This window comes from Streptomyces sp. NPDC006739, from assembly GCF_042869815.1.
Taxonomy (GTDB): Bacteria; Actinomycetota; Actinomycetes; order Streptomycetales; family Streptomycetaceae; genus Streptomyces.
Genome location: NZ_JBIAGM010000002.1, coordinates 681,328 through 697,306 on the forward strand (window position 1 = coordinate 681,328; position 15,979 = coordinate 697,306).

Annotated in this window: 13 protein-coding genes; 7 read left to right on the forward strand and 6 right to left on the reverse strand. The window is 72.4% G+C overall.

All coding sequences use genetic code 11. The features are described from left to right. Positions 1-46 precede the first annotated feature (46 nt). Positions 47-1,231, forward strand: coding sequence for an aldose epimerase family protein (locus ACFYMM_RS06540; RefSeq protein ID WP_388384450.1), 1,185 nt, complete (start codon positions 47-49; stop codon positions 1,229-1,231). 159 nt (positions 1,232-1,390) lie between these two features. Continuing rightward, positions 1,391-3,238 carry a pyridoxal phosphate-dependent aminotransferase gene (locus tag ACFYMM_RS06545; protein WP_388384452.1) on the forward strand — a complete coding sequence of 616 codons (1,848 nt, stop codon included), beginning with the start codon at positions 1,391-1,393 and terminating at the stop codon, positions 3,236-3,238. A gap of 70 nt (positions 3,239-3,308) precedes the next feature. Here ACFYMM_RS06545 and ACFYMM_RS06550 read toward each other — a convergent pair whose 3' ends face one another. Next, on the reverse strand, positions 3,309-3,962 hold the full coding sequence (locus ACFYMM_RS06550; RefSeq protein ID WP_388384454.1) for a DUF4360 domain-containing protein: 654 nt from the start codon (positions 3,960-3,962) through the stop codon (positions 3,309-3,311). A gap of 181 nt (positions 3,963-4,143) precedes the next feature. After that, positions 4,144-4,602, reverse strand: a complete 459-nt coding sequence (locus tag ACFYMM_RS06555; protein ID WP_388384455.1) for an RrF2 family transcriptional regulator — start codon at positions 4,600-4,602, stop codon at positions 4,144-4,146. A gap of 73 nt (positions 4,603-4,675) precedes the next feature. Here ACFYMM_RS06555 and ACFYMM_RS06560 point away from each other — a divergent pair, with 73 nt between their 5' ends. After that, positions 4,676-7,648, forward strand: coding sequence for a beta-galactosidase (locus ACFYMM_RS06560; RefSeq protein WP_388384457.1), 2,973 nt, complete (start codon positions 4,676-4,678; stop codon positions 7,646-7,648). A gap of 6 nt (positions 7,649-7,654) precedes the next feature. Here the strand turns inward: ACFYMM_RS06560 and ACFYMM_RS06565 are convergent, their stop codons facing one another. Beyond that, complete coding sequence (locus tag ACFYMM_RS06565) at positions 7,655-9,175, reverse strand: alpha-N-arabinofuranosidase (protein ID WP_388384459.1); 1,521 nt, start codon at positions 9,173-9,175, stop codon at positions 7,655-7,657. 234 nt (positions 9,176-9,409) lie between these two features. Between ACFYMM_RS06565 and ACFYMM_RS06570 the strand changes: the two genes are divergently transcribed. The 3 genes from ACFYMM_RS06570 to ACFYMM_RS06580 are packed head-to-tail and all read left to right on the forward strand — an operon-like array spanning position 9,410 to position 12,613. Then, positions 9,410-9,991: a toxin-antitoxin system, toxin component family protein gene (locus ACFYMM_RS06570; protein WP_388384461.1), complete on the forward strand. Its 582-nt coding sequence runs from the start codon at positions 9,410-9,412 to the stop codon at positions 9,989-9,991. Then, positions 9,988-11,229: an MAB_1171c family putative transporter gene (locus tag ACFYMM_RS06575; protein WP_388384463.1), complete on the forward strand. Its 1,242-nt coding sequence runs from the start codon at positions 9,988-9,990 to the stop codon at positions 11,227-11,229. Before ACFYMM_RS06570 ends, ACFYMM_RS06575 begins: the two co-directional genes overlap by 4 nt. Further along, positions 11,222-12,613 (forward strand): NAD(P)/FAD-dependent oxidoreductase, encoded by a 1,392-nt coding sequence (locus tag ACFYMM_RS06580; RefSeq protein ID WP_388384465.1) that lies wholly within the window; start codon positions 11,222-11,224, stop codon positions 12,611-12,613. The genes ACFYMM_RS06575 and ACFYMM_RS06580 overlap by 8 nt, the downstream gene beginning before the upstream one ends. A 22-nt stretch (positions 12,614-12,635) precedes the next feature. Here the strand turns inward: ACFYMM_RS06580 and ACFYMM_RS06585 are convergent, their stop codons facing one another. Together ACFYMM_RS06585 and ACFYMM_RS06590 are read right to left on the reverse strand one after the other, a co-directional pair. Beyond that, positions 12,636-13,484 (reverse strand): SMP-30/gluconolactonase/LRE family protein, encoded by an 849-nt coding sequence (locus ACFYMM_RS06585; protein WP_388384467.1) that lies wholly within the window; start codon positions 13,482-13,484, stop codon positions 12,636-12,638. Continuing rightward, entirely contained in the window at positions 13,481-14,254 is a 774-nt protein-coding gene (locus ACFYMM_RS06590) for an IclR family transcriptional regulator (RefSeq protein ID WP_388384468.1), read from the reverse strand. The genes ACFYMM_RS06585 and ACFYMM_RS06590 overlap by 4 nt, the downstream gene beginning before the upstream one ends. Before the next feature lie 147 nt (positions 14,255-14,401). Between ACFYMM_RS06590 and ACFYMM_RS06595 the strand changes: the two genes are divergently transcribed. Next, positions 14,402-14,959: a hypothetical protein gene (locus tag ACFYMM_RS06595; protein WP_388384470.1), complete on the forward strand. Its 558-nt coding sequence runs from the start codon at positions 14,402-14,404 to the stop codon at positions 14,957-14,959. Here the strand turns inward: ACFYMM_RS06595 and ACFYMM_RS06600 are convergent. Next, a complete protein-coding gene (locus ACFYMM_RS06600) occupies positions 14,949-15,824 on the reverse strand; it encodes a RimK family alpha-L-glutamate ligase (RefSeq protein WP_388384538.1) in 876 nt (291 codons plus the stop codon). The genes ACFYMM_RS06595 and ACFYMM_RS06600 overlap by 11 nt on opposite strands. Positions 15,825-15,979: the final 155 nt, after the last annotated feature.

Below are 15,979 nucleotides of genomic sequence, written 5' to 3' on the forward strand. Positions count from 1 at the left end.
GCCCCGTCGGAAACGGCGGGGCCCCTCCCTGTACAGGAGCCGCACCATGGAACTGAACAGACGTACGGTCATCGCAGGAGCCGCGGCGGCGGGTATGGCCGCGACCACTCTCGGCGCGGGTACGGCGCAGGCCGCCTCGGGCTCGTCCTCGTCCGCGGTCACGGCGTCGGAAGGCGGCAAGCCGGTGAAGGAACTGTTCGGCAGGCTCGCCGACGGCACGAAGGTCTACCGCTGGTCGCTGGCGAACGGCGGCACCCGCCTGAAGGTCCTCTCCTACGGCGGCATCATCCAGTCCCTGGAGATACCGGACCGGCACGGCCGGTACGCCAACGTCTCCCTCGGCTACGACAACCTCGCCGCCTACGTCGCCGGCACCACGTTCTTCGGCTCCACCATCGGCCGCTACGGCAACCGCATCGCCAAGGGCCAGTTCACGCTGGACGGCAAGAAGTACCAGCTGAACGTCAACGACGGCGTGAACAGCCTGCACGGCGGCGCCAAGGGCTTCAACACCAAGGTGTGGGACATCGAGCCCTTCACCTCCGGCTCGAACGTCGGCCTGCACCTGCACTACACCAGCGTCGACGGCGAGATGGGCTACCCCGGCACGCTGAAGACCAAGGTCACCTTCACCCTCACCCGGCACGGCGACTGGCGGATCGACTACGAGGCCACCACCGACAAGCCGACGATCGTCAACCTCACCAACCACACCTACTACAACCTGGCGGGCGAGGGCACCGGCAGCATCTACGACCACGAACTGTGGCTCGCCGCCGGCCGGTTCACCCCCACCGACAAGGGGCTGATCCCGACCGGCGAGCTGGCGAAGGTGGCCGGCACCCCGTTCGACTTCGCCCGGCCCAAGCCGATCGGCCGGGACATCCGCACCGGGCACCCCCAGCTGGTCACGGCCAAGGGCTACGACCACAACTTCGTCCTCGACAAGGGTGTGACGGCGAAGCCGGAGCACATGGCGACCCTGCGCGACCCCGAGTCCGGCCGCACCCTGAAGATCTTCACCGACCAGCCGGGCGTGCAGTTCTACTCGGGCAACTTCCTCGACGGCACCCTGGTCGGCCCCTCCGGCCACACCTACCGCCAGGGCGACGGCCTCTGCCTGGAGACCCAGCACTTCCCGGACTCGCCGAACCACGCGAACTTCCCGTCGACGGTGCTGCGCCCCGGGCACACGTACCGCACGACGACGGTCCACAAGTTCAGCGCGTGACGCCACGGTGCCGGGCCTGGTCACCAACCTGATCCCAAACCTGTGAAGGCACCCTTTCTCGGATGAGTCGAACGACGAGTTGAACACGGCGACTCCGGCCTCCGTACTCATGGGTGGCCCGTGCTCCCCCGCGCGGGCCACCCATAGTCGGAGGTCTCCTTGCCTGACAACGTCACCTCGTTGTTCCGCAACACGGCGGCGAACAGCCCCTCCATGGCGGCGCTGGCACGCGAGGGCGACGGGTCGGGCCCGGTGGACTTCTGCGTTCCCTGCAACCCCTACTTCCCCACCCCGGCGATGTTCGAGGAGATGGCGGCAAGGCTGCGGGACATCATCACGTACTACCCGAGCAGCGCCGACACCATCACCGCCGAACTGTGCGACCTCCTCCAGCTGCCCCCGCAGTGCGTGGCGATGGGCAACGGCTCGACCGAGCTGATCACCTGGATCGACCACCTCCTGGTCCGCGAGTCCCTCGCCGTCCCGGTGCCCACCTTCGGCCGCTGGACGGACCAGCCGATGGAGACCGGCAAGCGGGTCGACATGTTCCCGCTCCAGGAGTCGGCGGGCTTCGCGCTGGACCTCGCGCAGTACGCGGAGTTCATCCGCGCGCGCGGCACCCGGGTCGCCGTCATCTGCAACCCGAACAATCCCGACGGCGGCTATCTGCGCCGCCAGTCGGTCGTGCAGTTCATGGACGCGATGGCCGACCTCGACCTGGTGGTGGTCGACGAGTCGTTCCTGGAGTTCGCGGACGCGGAGACGGAGCCGAGCGTGGTCCAGGAGGCGATGCTCCGCCCGAACGTCGTCGTGCTGCGCAGCCTCGGCAAGAACTTCGGCCTGCACGGCGTCCGGTTCGGCTACCTGGTGGCGAACCCCGCCCTGGCGGGCCGTATCCGCTCCATGCTCCCCAAGTGGAACCTCAACGCCTTCGCCGAGCACGTGGTGTTCATGCTCAAGGAGCACGGCGCCGAGTACGCGCAGAGCCTCCAGCAGGTCCGCCGGGACCGTCTCGACATGGCCAGCCAGCTGTCCGCGCTGCCCGGCCTGACGGTCTACCCCTCGCAGGGGAACTTCCTCTTCGTTCGCCTCCCCGTCGGCGCCGAAGGCACCGTGGTCCGGGACCGGATGCTCACCGAGCACCGGATCCTGGTCCGTGAGTGCGGCAACAAGATCGGTTCGTCCAGCCGCTTCCTGCGTCTCGTGGTGCGCCCCCAGGTCGACGTGCGTCGCCTGGTGTCCGGCCTGGAACAGGTGCTCTACGGGACCAGGAGGGGAGCCGCCGTGCCCGAGCTGGGGACAGGGACCAACTACAGCTCGGGTACGGCGGCCGTGGACCGGCTGGTGAGCGAGACCAACGGGGCCGGAATGCTGGGCCTCGCCGCACAGGCCCTCGGCACCGGTCCCGCCCCGGGGCCGGCCGCCGGCACCGGCATGCCGCTCCCCGCCGCCGCGCCCCCGGCCGCCGGCGGGATGCCGTTGCCGGCGGCGGCGCAGATGAGAACCCCGGCCGTGCCACAGCCGGTGGCCCCGAAGGGGATGGCCCCCATGGCGCCCATGGCGCCCATGGCGCCCATGCCCGCGATGGCCCCCGTCCCCGCGATGACTCCCATGGCTCCGATGACTCCGATGGCTCCCATGGCTCCGGCGGCGATGGCCCCGCCCGCTCAGCCGATGCCGCAGCCGATACCGCAGTCGCTGCCTCCGCAGATGCCGCAGATGCCGCAGATGCCGATGACCGCGCCGCCCGCGCCGGTGCCCGTGCCGATGCCGCCGCCATCCGCGTCGCCGTTCCCCGCCCCGGCTCCCGTACCGGCACCGGCGGCCGCGGCGACCGGGCCCACCCCGCCGGGCGTCCCGGCCCGTGGAGGCCTTACGGCGGCCCAGGTACGGGGCATGACCGCCCCGGCACCCGCCGCCCCGGCCCTCACCCCGGCCCCGGCGACCGGCTGGCCCAACGCCCAGAGCTGGCCGAGCGCGGCCGGCATGGGCCAGGCGGCCGGCTAGTCAGGACGAGGCGTCCCGAAGCGTACGGCTCCGGCCCGCCTCCTCCCGGGGAGCGGACCGGAGCGCGGTTTCAGGAGCTGGGACACTCCTTCCACGCCATGTGGTACGTGGTGCTGATGTTTCCGTCCGTGGAGTCCATCGTCATGAAGCTGACCTTTCCCGGCGCGGTGCTGCCCGCGCTCACCCGCAGCTCCGTGTTGATGTTGAAGTTGCGCAGCACCCCGCACGGAGCCCACACCAGTTGGGCCACCTCGGTGCTGTCCGTGGCCTCCCAGTCGTCGTTGTAGGGGCCGGTGAACGGGTGGGTCTTCGCGGCCGTGTTCGACGAGCCCTGGAAGTAGTACGACGCCTTCTGCGTGCCGCTCGCCCCGGGCTGCAGGGAGAGGAAGCCCCGGTAGTCGGCGCTGGCGATGGCGTAGGTGAAGCCCTGCGGGACGTGGACGATCAGGTTGAGCTGGCAGTTCTTGCGGAACCAGGTCGGGTCGGAGTTGCCGCCGGCCTGGGCGAGGTAGTCGCTGTAGGTCACGGTGAACGCCGTGTTGTCCGGGGAGACGGCGACGGCGGCGGTGCCCTGCGGGCAGCCGGAGCCGTTCACCGTGGCGACATCGATGACGATCTTGTCCGGGGGCGGGTTGTCCACCACCGGGGAGGAGGAGGGATGGGCAGGGAGCGCGGAGGTGAGGAGCGCGGCTATCGCGCCGCTCAGGAGCAGGCCGCCTGGCATGGGTTCTCCCGGTCGTCGAGTGGGGGGTGGGACGCCACCGGCCTTTGGAGAAGTTGTGCGAAACCTGTGAAGGCCGGAGGCGTTCCGCATCGTAGGAACCCGGCCACGACACGGGCAGGGTGAACTCCGGCCATTCACAATCGCGCTTTTCACAGCGCCGGGGGCCGGGGAGCACCGTCGTTCAGGGGTTCTCCCACGCGGCCGGATCGGCCGCCAGCTCCCGTACCGGATCCGGCAGGGCGTCCGCCGCGATGTCCGCGAGCGTCACGCCCTCCAGGATCTTGCGCACATTGGCGCGCAGGGCGATCCAGAGAGGCAGCAGCGGCTGTGCCGTCCCCGTGTACTCCAGGCCCGTCGGCCGTTCGCCCCGCACCGACACGATCGGGCCGTCCACCGCGCGGATCACGTCGGCCACGGTGACGGCCGCAGCCTCCCGCGCCAGCCGGTAGCCACCGCCCCCGCCCCGCCGGCTGTCCACGATCCCGCCGCGCCTGAGGTCGCCCAGGATCCCCTCCAGGAACTTGTGCGGGATGTCCTGCACGGCGGCGATCTCCTCCGCCTTCACCGGGGTGTCCCCCTGTCGTACGGCCAGTTCGAGCACCGCCCGTACCGCGTAGTCCGCCCGCGCCGAGATCCTCATGCGTCCATTGTGAGGCGTGCGGCGGTGGAGAATGGCCCCGCCCGCGCCCCATAAGATCGCCCGGGAGGATCCCTTGGCGCTCAGCAGACGTAACTTCAGTGCCCTGGCCGGCTCGGCCGCGCTCGGCCTCGCCCTCGGCGGCAGCGACGGCCCCGGGGCGCCGTCGGCGTACGCGGCCCACAGCGTGCCCACCGGCCCCGCGCCGGCCCCGCCCGGTGCCGACGGGCGGCGGCACACGATCGGGTACGACCGTTACTCGCTGCTCGTCGACGGCAGACGGCTGGTCGTGTGGTCCGGGGAGATGCATCCGTTCCGGCTGCCCAGCCCGTCGCTGTGGCGGGACGTGCTGCAGAAGATGCGGGCGCACGGCTACAACACGGTCAGCATCTACGTGTCCTGGAACTACCACTCCCCCGCCCCCGGCCGGTACGACTTCACCGGTGTCCGGGACCTGGACCTGTTCCTGCGCACGGCCGCCGAGACCGGGCTGTACGTCATCGTCCGCCCCGGCCCCTACATCAACGCCGAGATCGACGCCGGCGGCTTCCCGGGCTGGCTCACGGCCACGGAGGGGACGGCCCGCACCGCCGACCCCGCCTATCTGGCGCACGTCGACGAGTGGCTGTCGGCCGTCGACCGGATCATCGCCCACCATCTGTTCACCCGGGGCACGGGGACCGTCCTGCTCTACCAGATCGAGAACGAGTACGACTCCCATGTCGGGGAGGCGACCGGCCGGGCGTACATGTCCCACCTGTACGCGAAGGTGCGCGGGGACGGGATCGACGTGCCCCTGTTCCACAACGACAAGGGGCGCAACGGGTACTGGGTCCCGGGCTCGTTCGACACCGGGGGCGGTGACCGGGGCGACGGGTGGCTGTACGGGTTCGACGGGTATCCGTCGCCTTCCCAAGTTCCGCCGGACTGGGGGCACTTCGGGCCCGGCGGGGCCCACGGGGGTGCCACGGCCAGTCCTCGTACGCCCGGTTTCATGCCGGAGTCCGGCGGGGGGTGGTTCGACCCCTGGGGCGGGGTGTGGTCCGGCGGCAAGGGGTACGCCGAGTCGCGGCGGACCCGGGACGCGGCCTTCGAGCGGCGCTTCTACCTCACCGACCTCGCCAACGGCATCACCCTGCACAACGTCTACATGACCTTCGGCGGGACCTCCTGGGGCTGGCTGCCCGCGCCGGTGGTGTACACCTCGTACGACTACGGGGCCGCCATCGACGAGGGCCGAAACGTCACCGAGAAGATCTCCCCGATGCACCAGCTGGGGCATCTGCTGCAGCGCGTTCCCGACTTCGCCAAGCTGGACCGGGCGGCGGAGGTCAGGGCGGACGGCCTGAAGGTCTACCACCTGGCCAATCCGGACACCGGCGCGCATGTGTACGTGGCCCGCAACGACGGGACGCGGGAGGTCACCTCCACCCTGCCGACCGGGGCCGGCGGCCTGGAGATCACGGTGCCCGCCCGGGACGCCCGGCTGCTCACCACCTCACTGCCGCTCGGCAAGCGGAAGCTGAAGTACTCCACCGCGCAGCCCATGATGTGCGTCACGGCCGGCCGGCAGGACATCGCGGTGTTCGCCGGGCCGCGCGGTGAGATGGCGCGGGTGGTGCTGGACTGCCCGGAGGAGCCGTTCGCGATGCGGCTCGACCCCGAGGCCGCCTGGGTGTACGACGAGGACCGGGGCGAGCTGCAGGTGAACGTGCCCCTGGGCGGGCTGACCCGGGTGCTGGTCGACAAGGGCGGCAGCGACACCCCGCTGCTGCTGCTCTTCGCCGACGACCCCACCGCCCTGCGCCTGTTCCCGTACGACACCCCGTCCGGGACCGTGCTGGTCCACGGCCCGAAGCTGCTGCGCCACGCCGAGGTGCGGGGCGGCGAGGTCCGCCTGACCGGCGACACCGTCCAGGAGACCGGTCTGGAGGTGTGGGGTCCGCGCGGGATCGGCAGCGTGGTGTGGAACGGGCGCCCGGTGGCCACACGGCCCACCTCCTCGTCCAGCCTGCTGGCCGACCGGCCGCTGGCCGGGGTGCCCGAGGTGCGGCTGCCCGCGCTGGGCGGCTGGCGGATGCGCACCGAGAACCCGGAGGTGGGGCCGAGCTTCGACGACTCGGCGTGGCAGGCCGCCGAGAAGACGTCGTCGTACAGCGTCACACCGGTCCCGAAGGGGCAGCCGGTGCTGTTCGCCGACGACTACGGCTTCCACTACGGGGACGTCTGGTACCGGGGTACGTTCACGGACTCCACCGGCCTCGAGGAGATCTCGCTCGCCTACAGCACCGGTACGCAGGGGCTGCTCATGGCGTGGCTGGACGGCGATCCGCTGGGCACCCACCGCATGCCGGTGCCGGACAGCGGCACGATCCGGCAGGGCAGTTGGGCCGAGACCGCCGCCTTCCCGGTGCGGGAGGCACTGCGGGGCGAGGGCCGGCACGTGCTGTCGGTCCTGGTCCGGCGCATGCAGCACGACGAGGACGGCAAGGCGCTCGACACCCACAAGACGGCCCGCGGGCTGACCGGGGTCGCCTTCAGGGGCGCCGCCCCACGGGTGAGCTGGCGGATCCAGGGCGAGGCCGCCGTGGATCCGGTGCGCGGGCCGCAGAACAACGGCGGGCTGTACGGCGAGCGGGAGGGCTGGCACCTGCCCGGCTTCCCCGACCGGGACTGGGAGCCGGCGGCCTTCCCGCGTGCCGACCGGCGGCAGGGGGTGACCTGGTACCGGACGACGTTCCGGCTGTCGGTGCCGGCCGACGTCGACGCCTCGATCGGGCTGACGCTCCAGGACGACCCGTACCGCGCCTACCGGGCGCAGATCTTCCTCAACGGCTGGAACATGGGCCAGTACATCAACAACGTCGGCCCGCAGCACACCTTCGTCCTCCCGGGCGGCATCCTGCGCACCCGGGGCACCAACACCCTGGCCCTCGCGGTCCTGTCCGAGTTCACCTCGCAGTCGGGCCCGGGGACGGTGGGCCTGACGCTGCTGGGCCGTTCGGCCGGAGGAGTACCGGTGACCCCGGTGCCCTCCCCCGGCCGCTGACGGGGCTCACGCCAGCCTGATCACGTTCCAGGACAGCGGCTCCAGTACGGCGGTGAGCCGGCCGTCCTCCAGGGACGTGCCCTCGACCCGGTGCGGGGTGACCCGCTCCGGGTCGTCGAGGGTGTTGCGGGCGTCGGGGTCGGCGTCCGCGAGGGCGCTGTGTTCGGTGACGGCGGTCAGGTCGAGGCCGTTCAGGGCGACTTCCAGGGGCAGGGCGCCGGTCCGGTCGCGGTTGACCGCGAAGACGGTGACCGTGCCGTCGTCGGCGCGGACGGCGGTGGCGTGCAGCAGGTCCGTCTCGCCGTACTTCCTCGTCTCGTGGGTCGGGGAGTCCACACGGACGTCGAGGACCTGTCCGCGGCCGTACCGGGAGGCCTGCGCGAACGGGAAGAACGTCGTCTGCCGCCAGGCCGGCCCGCCGGGCTCGGTCAGGATCGGGGCGATGACGTTGACCAGCTGGGCCAGACAGGCCACGGTGACGCGGTCGGCGTGCCGGAGCAGGGCGATGAGGAGCGAGCCGAAGACGACGGCGTCGGTGACGCTGTAGTTGTCCTCCAGCAGGCGGGGCGCCTCGGGCCAGTCCCGCTGGTCGATGGTGCGGGCGTGCTCCTCCCAGCGGGAGAGGTACCAGACGTTCCACTCGTCGAAGGAGAGGTTGATCTTCTTCTTGGACTTCAGGCGGGCGCCGACGTGGTCGCAGGTGGCGACCACGTTCTCGATGAAGGACTCCATGTCGACGGCGGAGGCCAGGAAGGAGTCCAGGTCGCCGTCGGCCGGCTCGTAGTAGGCGTGCAGGGAGATGTAGTCGACGAGTTCGTACGCCTCCTCCAGGACGGTGGCCTCCCACTCGGCGAAGGTCGGCATCGACTGGCTGGAGGAGCCGCAGGCGACCAGTTCGACGCCCGGGTCGATCTGGCGCATGGCGCGGGCCGTCTCGGCGGCGGCACGGCCGTACTCCCGGGCGGTCTTGTGGCCGGTCTGCCAGGGGCCGTCCATCTCGTTGCCCAGGCACCACAGGCGGATGTCGAAGGGGTCCTTGTCGCCGTGGGCGGCGCGCAGGTCGGACAGGGCGGTGCCGGCGGGGTGGTTGGCGTACTCCTGGAGTTCCAGGGCCTCGGCGACGCCCCGGGTGCCGAGGTTCACCGCCATCATGGGCTCGGCCTGGGGGCCGATCTTCCTCAGGAAGGCGATGTACTCGGAGAGGCCGAAGCGGTTGGTCTCGGTGGAGTGCCAGGCGAGGTCGAGGCGGCGGGGGCGGTCCTCCACCGGGCCGACGGAGTCCTCCCACTTGTAGCCGGAGACGAAGTTGCCGCCGGGGTAGCGGATGGTGGTGACGCCGAGTTCCCGCACCAGTTCGAGTACGTCGGTCCGCAGGCCCTGGTCGTCGGCAGCGGGGTGGCCCGGCTCGAAGACACCGGTGTAGACGCAGCGGCCGAGGTGTTCGACGAAGGAGCCGAACAGCCGGGGGTCGACCCGGCCGACGGTGAAGGCGGGGTCGAGCGTGAAGCGGGCGGTGCGCGTGCTCATGGGGTCCTTTCGATGGCTGCCGGCCGGGCCCGGGTCGCGTTCGCGATATCGAATAGCGCCCGTAACTTCGAACGGGACCGTAGGATCGGAGCGCTCGCACGTCAAGGGGTGGACCCGAACCGGTCATGAGGGTGATCGTTTCCGGTTGAACGACGGTCGCCGGATCGCATGACGCGGACACATCCGGGCGCGTAATCTCGGACGGGCCGCCGATGGCCGCGAGAAGGGGGAGCGATGGACTTCGCGGGCGCGTTCCGGCGCTTTCGGCCCGGCTCGGCGATGCGCGGCCTCGCCGCCGACCTCGCCGCCGCCGTCCGCGCCAGGCCCCAGGCACCGGCGGACGTACGGGAGCTGTGCCGGGCGCTGTGCGAGGAGATGAGCGTGCGGCGGGCCGGGCGGCCGGTGGAGCTGCGGTTCGAGCGCTTCCCGGACGAGATCGAAGTGACCGGTCTGTGGGTCGAGTTCCAGGACTTCGACCTGGTGATCGTGGAGGAGCGGGCCGAGGCGGTGCAGCAACTGGTCATCCTGGGCCATGAGCTGTGGCATCTGCACTCCGGGCACCGGCACCACCACCGGGCCGGGGCGGCGGCCGCCCGCGCCCTGGCGGACACACCGGGCTGGCGGGACACGGCCCTGACGGTGGCCGCCCGCAACGGCTCCCGGGAGGCCGACGAGGCCGAGGCGGACGACTTCGGCCACCGGCTGGCCACCGCGTTCCGGCCGTACGTCTCGGCGGCGGGCCCGGGCCCGGACGCCCCCCTCGACCCCATGCAGCGGTCGCTCGGCTACCGCGGCCGTGGAGGAGCCACACGGTGATCCGGCTGGCGCTGAACTCCGCGGATGGCCCCTCGGACTTCCTCAGCGAGTTCTACATCTCGTTCTGGATCCCGACAGCGGTGCTCACCGCCGCCCTGGTGATCAAGCTGCCCACCATCATCCGGCTGTGGCGGGACCCGCTGCTGCGCGCGGTCGGCGGGCTGCTGCTGCTCGCCTGCGGGGTCTTCGTGTTCTGCAGTCCGTCCACGATCGCCCTGGTCAACCGGCTCGTCGGGGTGCCCAACATCTCGGCGCCCTGGTGCTACTCGCTGCTCACCGCGTTCTGCGGCTCCTGTCTGCTGCTGATCATCGCCTGGCGCAACGGTCTGTCCGACCGCTCGGCCACCACCCGCCGGGCGATGCGCCGGGTCGTCGCCGTCTACTCCGGGGTGATCGTCGCCCTGTGGGTGCTGTTCGCGCTCGCCGACGCGCCCGTGGAGCGGCTGCGGGACCTGGACACGTACTACGCCACCACCCCGTTCATGCGTGAGGAGATCCTGCTCTACCTCCTCGCGCACGCGGTGGCCTGTCTCATCACCTCCCGGCTGATCTGGAACTGGGCCCGCACCGGGCTGCTGGACGCCTGGCTGCGCTGGGGGCTGCGGCTGCTGGGCGTCGGCTACGTGCTGAACCTGATCTTCGACGCGTCCAAGCTGGCCGCCGTCACCGCCCGCTGGAGCGGCCGCGACCTCGACTGGCTGAGCACCGACCTGGCCCCGCCCGTCGCCGCCGTCTCCGCCATCCTGATCGCGGTCGGCTTCATCCTGCCGCACGCCGGCCAGTATCTGCACGACCGCTGGCGGGTCCGGCTCGCCCACCGGGAACTGCGGCCGCTGTACCAGCTGCTGCGGAACACGAGCGGCGACGGCGTCCCCTTCGTGCTGCGGGCCACGCCGGAGCTGCGGCTGACCCGGCGCGAGACGTTCATCCGGGACGTGCTGCTGCCCCTGGCCCGGCACCTCGACACCGGCCTGGGGGCGCGGTCGTACGACGCCGCGCTCGCGCTCGGCCACCCGCCGGAGCGGGCCCGGGCGCTGGCCGCCGCCGTGTCCATCCTGGACGCCATCGACGGCAGGGCCCGCCACCCCGAGCGGGCCGAGACCTCCGACGGGCCCGACACCACCCACCTGCTCCAGGAGATCGGGGCCGTGTCCCGAGCGTTCCGCCACCCCGACGAGATCGAGGCGGTACGCGCGCGTGCGGCCGCCCCAGCAGAGAGCGTTGCCGTACATGACTGATCCCCGAGCCACCGCCGTCGTCCTCGGCGGCTCCCTCGCCGGCCTGCTCACGGCCCGCGCCCTGGCGTCCTCGGTCGAGCGGGTGGTGGTCGTCGAGCGGGACGCGCTGCCCGCCGGGCCGCAGCCGCGCAAGGGGCTGCCGCAGGCCCGGCACGTGCACCAGTTGTGGTCGGGGGGCGCGCGGGCGCTGGAGGAGCTGGTGCCGGGGGTGACCGGCCGGCTGCTGGCGGCCGGGGTGCGGCGGCTTCCGGTGACCACGGACATGGTGGCGCTGTCGCCGCAGGGCTGGTTCCGGCGCTGGGACGAGTCGGCGTTCGTGCTGCCGTCCAGCCGGGACCTGCTGGACTGGGTGGTGCGCGAGCAGGTGCTGGCCGACGGACGGATCGAGTTGGTGGAGCGGGCCGACGCGTGCGCCCTGGTCGGTACGCAGGCGGCGGTGACCGGCGTGCGGATCCGCGCCGAGGACGGCTCGGAGCGCACGCTGCCGGCCGCCCTGGTGGTCGACGCCACGGGGCGTGCCTCCCGTGCGCCACGGTGGCTGACCGGGCTGGGGCTGGCCGCCCCGCTGCGCCGGGAGGTCAACTCCGGGGTGGCGTACGCGAGCCGGCTGTTCCGGGCGCCGGACCAGGCACGGGACGGCTTCCCGATCGTCAACGTGCAGGCGGACCCGCGCAGCGGGCGGCCCGGGCGGGGCGGTGTGCTGATGCCGATAGAGGACGGCAGGTGGATGGTCACGCTGCACGGCAGCCGGGGCGGTGAACCCACCACCGACGCCGACGACTTCCTCCGCTACGCGAGGGAGGAGCTGAGCCATCCGGTCATCGCCGAGCTGCTGGCGAACGCGGAACCGCTGAGCGGGGTGTCGTACACCAGGACCACCACCAACCGCCGCCACTTCTACGAGCGGATGCCGGTGTGGCCGGACGGATTCGTGGTGGTGGGGGACGCGGTGTGCGCGCTGAACCCGGTGTACGGGCACGGGATGTCGGTGGCGGCGCAGTCGGCGCTGGCGCTGCGTGAGGTCCTACGACGGCACGGACTCCGGTCGGCCGGTCTGGCCCGGCTCCTCCAGAGGGAGGTGGGCCGGCGGGTGCAGGGGGCGTGGGACCTGTCGACCGGGGTGGACGTCTTCTACCCGGGTGCGACCGACGCCGGCCCCACGCTCCGCGAACGGGTGACCGCGGCCTACGTGCGGCGACTGATGCACACCGCCACCGGCAACGGCCGTATCGCCCGCCGGGTGACCGATGTGACGTCGTTGGAGCGGGGGGCGACGGTGCTGCTGGCGCCGAGCGTGCTGCTGGCCGCGGCGGTGGGGCCGCTGCGGCCGGCGCTGGGGGGACCGCCGTTGACGGCGGAGGAGCTGAAGGCGGCGGGCCTGTAGCGGCCCGCCGCCCATGGCGCTCTCAGCCCGCGAACGCCGGCTGGGTCAGGCCCTTGCCCGCCCCCGGCACCACCAGCACCGAGCCCGCGAACGGGTCCGGCCGGTCCAGTCCGACACGCGCGGTCGTCACGTACAGGTCCCCCAGGCCGGGGCCACCGAAGGCGCAGGCCGTCGTGCGCGGGGTGGGCAGCTCGATCACCCGGTCCAGGTCGCCGGCCGGGGTGTAACGCCGTACGGCGCCCCCGTCCCACAGCGCCACCCACACACAGCCGTCGGCGTCCACGGTGAGCCCGTCGGGGAAGCCCGCGGCCTCCTCGATCACCGCGAACGGGCGCCGGTCGCCGACCAGTTCACCGTCGTGGGTGAAGACGTCGATCCGGCGCGTGGGGGTGTCCACGTAGTACATCAGCGCGCCGTCCGGGCTCCAGCCCGTGCCGTTGCTCACGGTCACGTCCGGCAGGACCGTCGTCACGGTGCCGTCCCCCGTGAGGCGGGTCAGCGTGCCGCCCCCGGCCGCCTCGTCGTAGCGCATGGTGCCGGCCCACAGCGAGCCGTCCGGCGCCACCGCCGCGTCGTTGGCCCGGCGGCCGGGCACCGGCTCGTGGTGCAGCCAGCGGAAGGCGCCGTCCGGGTCGAGCAGACCCACGCCGTCCCGGAGGTTGAGCACCAGGCCCCCGCCGGCCCGGGGCTTGACGGCACCGACGTGCTGCTCCGTGGTGCGGACCGTGCGCCGCCCGGACGAGGGGTGGTAGGTGTGCACCCGCGAGCCCAGGATGTCGATCCAGATCAGGTGGCCGGCCGTCGCGTCCCAGGTCGGCCCCTCCCCGAGCGTCGCCTCGGCCCGTACCGCGACCTCGTACACCGTCGTCATGCCACGCTCCGGTGGCCGAGGCGCTCCGACAGCTCGGCCGCGCCCTTGACGGCCAGCTGCTCCAGCTCGATGCGGCGCTCGTCGCTCCAGCGGATCATGGGGACGGAGATGGACAGCGCCGCCACCACCTGGCCGGTGCGGTCGCGGACCGGGGCGGCCACGCAGGACACGTCCGGGTTGGACTCGCGGTTCTCCACCGCGATCCCCTGCTCCCGGATGCCGGCCAGGGTCTCGCGCAGGGCGCCCGGGTCGGTGATGCTGTTGGGGGTCATCGCGACCAGTTCGGCGTCGTCCGGGATGCGCGCGGACAGCTCCGGTCCGGGCAGCGAGGCCAGCAGCATCTTGCCCACCGAGGTGCAGTGGGCGGGCAGTCGGCGCCCGGCGGCGGAGACCATGCGCACCGCGTGCGTGGAGTCGACCTTGGCGATGTAGATGACGTCGGTGCCCTCCAGGATGGCCACGTGCACGGTCTCGTCGCAGGTCTCGGCGACCGAGCGGGCCACCTGCTGGCCCTCGGCGGCGAGGTCGAGCTGCTCGGCGTACCGGCTGCCGAGCTGGTACGGACGTACGCCGAGCCGGTAACGTCCGGGCTGTCCGGGTACGGGCACGATGTACGACCGGGCGGCGAGCGTGGTGACCAGCTCGTGCACGGTGGTGCGCGGCAGCTGCAGCTTGCGCACGATGTCGGGGGCGGAGAGCGACCCGTCCCCGTCGAGGAACAGCTCAAGAATGTCGAGAGCCCGGGTCACGGCAGGTACGAGGCGTCCCATGTCCGGCCCCCTCCCTTGGGTCTAAGTGCCTGTGTTCGAGATTTCAACAGACGATCGGCATGACGAACACAGGCTAGTCATCAGGAGTTCCCCGGGCAATGGGCGGGTACGGGGTGGGCCGGAACGGGACGCGGCACCATGGGCCTCATGCCTCTCGACTTCCAGCTGGTGCTGCTGCGCCGCATGGCCGACCACAACCCGGACCTGGTCGACGAAGCCCGCCGGCGGCTGGGCGCCTCCCTCGCGGACATGCGGGAGACCAACAAGCACTGGCAGGCCATGGTCCGCTCGTCCCGCTCCCGTTCGGCGTCCTCCAGATACCGCTCGGTGCTCGGGCCGCCGGAGACCGAGGGCAGGCGCACCATCGGCGACCTGGAGTGCGCGGCCTGGCAGTGGTCCCTGCCCCTGTGGCCCGACCTGCGCTTCGAGGTGCTGGTCGGGCCACGGGGTGCGGTCTGGAACGAGTGGCTGGTGCGCGCCGCGGGCGCCCCCGCCCCGGCCCTGGCCACCCTGGAGGACCTCACCCCCTGGTCCTGCACGGTCGACGAGGCGGCCCGCGCCTTCGCCCCCGCCCGCCCCCTGGAGGGCACGGCTCCCACCCGGTGGGGACTGGCCTTCTCCGCCCCGGACCGGCAGGGCGTACGGCACGAGGTGGTGGCCGAGTTCACCTGGGGGCTGCTCCAGCGGACGGCGGTCAGGGGGTGAGGGCCGCTGCCAGGATCGCCTCGGCCACCGTGCCCACCGAGCCGGGGTGCAGGAACAGGAAGAGGTTCGGCTCGACCAGCTCCAGCTCCATCACCCGGGGCCGCCCGTCCTCCCCGTCGACCAGGTCCACGCGCGCGTACAGCAGCTCGGGCGCCTCCGGTACGGCGGCCAGCGCGCGCTCGGCGACGGCGAGTTCGGCCGGGGCCGGGGTCCAGGGCCGCAGGTCCGGGTGGGCCACCTTGTCCGCGTCGTAGGCCGTGCCGGGCGCCAGCACCGCCCGCTTGCGGCTGGCGTGCAGCAGCCGGCCGCCGAAGAACTGCAGCGCCCGCTCGCCGCTGACGTCGATGCCGCTGACGTACGGCTGCACCATCGCGGTCAGCCCCTCGTCGTGCATCCGCGCCAGCTGCCGCAGGGCCGTCCCGCGCTCCGCGGGCGTGTAGCGGGCGGCGAAACGGGCGCCCGCGCCGAAGGTCGGCTTGACGACGAAGTCGTGGTCGACGGGCAGCTCGGCGGGGTCACCGGGGGCGATGTAGCGGGTGGGCACGACCGGCACGCCGGCCTCGGCGAGATGGCCGAGATACCGCTTGTCGGTGTTCCAGCGCACCACCTCCGCCTGGTTGGCGACCCTCGTCACCTTCCCGACCCGCTCCACCCACGCCACGAACTCCTCGGCCCGCCAGGTGTAGTCCCAGGTCGACCGGATGACGACGAGGTCGAACGCGCTCCAGTCGGTCCCGGCGCCGTCCCAGGGCAGGGCGACCGCGTCGGCCCCGGCGTCCGCCAGGGCCCGCACCAGTACGGGCAGGTCGCGGTCCCGGCTGGGCTCGGCTCCGGGGTCGTAGGTGGCGAGGGCGATACGGGGCACGGGAGGCACGGGAGGCACCGGAGGGACTCCTTCACTGGGGAGCGCGGGTTCGGCGGGCAGGCTAGTGCTGCGACCGGAAAGGTTCACCGGCTCGCGACGCCCGGCACGGCGCCTCGCCGCGTTGTCGCATCACCCGAGTACATCCAGTACGCGGG

What these genes read in the sequence shown, in the direction of transcription:
- ACFYMM_RS06540 (WP_388384450.1), top strand. Translation starts at nt 47, where the DNA reads ATGGAACTGAACAGACGTACGGTCATCGCAGGAGCCGCGGCGGCGGGT.
- ACFYMM_RS06550 (WP_388384454.1), bottom strand. Translation starts at nt 3,962, where the DNA reads ATGCCAGGCGGCCTGCTCCTGAGCGGCGCGATAGCCGCGCTCCTCACC.
- ACFYMM_RS06555 (WP_388384455.1), bottom strand. Translation starts at nt 4,602, where the DNA reads ATGAGGATCTCGGCGCGGGCGGACTACGCGGTACGGGCGGTGCTCGAA.
- ACFYMM_RS06565 (WP_388384459.1), bottom strand. Translation starts at nt 9,175, where the DNA reads ATGAGCACGCGCACCGCCCGCTTCACGCTCGACCCCGCCTTCACCGTC.
- ACFYMM_RS06570 (WP_388384461.1), top strand. Translation starts at nt 9,410, where the DNA reads ATGGACTTCGCGGGCGCGTTCCGGCGCTTTCGGCCCGGCTCGGCGATG.
- ACFYMM_RS06580 (WP_388384465.1), top strand. Translation starts at nt 11,222, where the DNA reads ATGACTGATCCCCGAGCCACCGCCGTCGTCCTCGGCGGCTCCCTCGCC.
- ACFYMM_RS06585 (WP_388384467.1), bottom strand. Translation starts at nt 13,484, where the DNA reads ATGACGACGGTGTACGAGGTCGCGGTACGGGCCGAGGCGACGCTCGGG.
- ACFYMM_RS06590 (WP_388384468.1), bottom strand. Translation starts at nt 14,254, where the DNA reads ATGGGACGCCTCGTACCTGCCGTGACCCGGGCTCTCGACATTCTTGAG.
- ACFYMM_RS06595 (WP_388384470.1), top strand. Translation starts at nt 14,402, where the DNA reads ATGCCTCTCGACTTCCAGCTGGTGCTGCTGCGCCGCATGGCCGACCAC.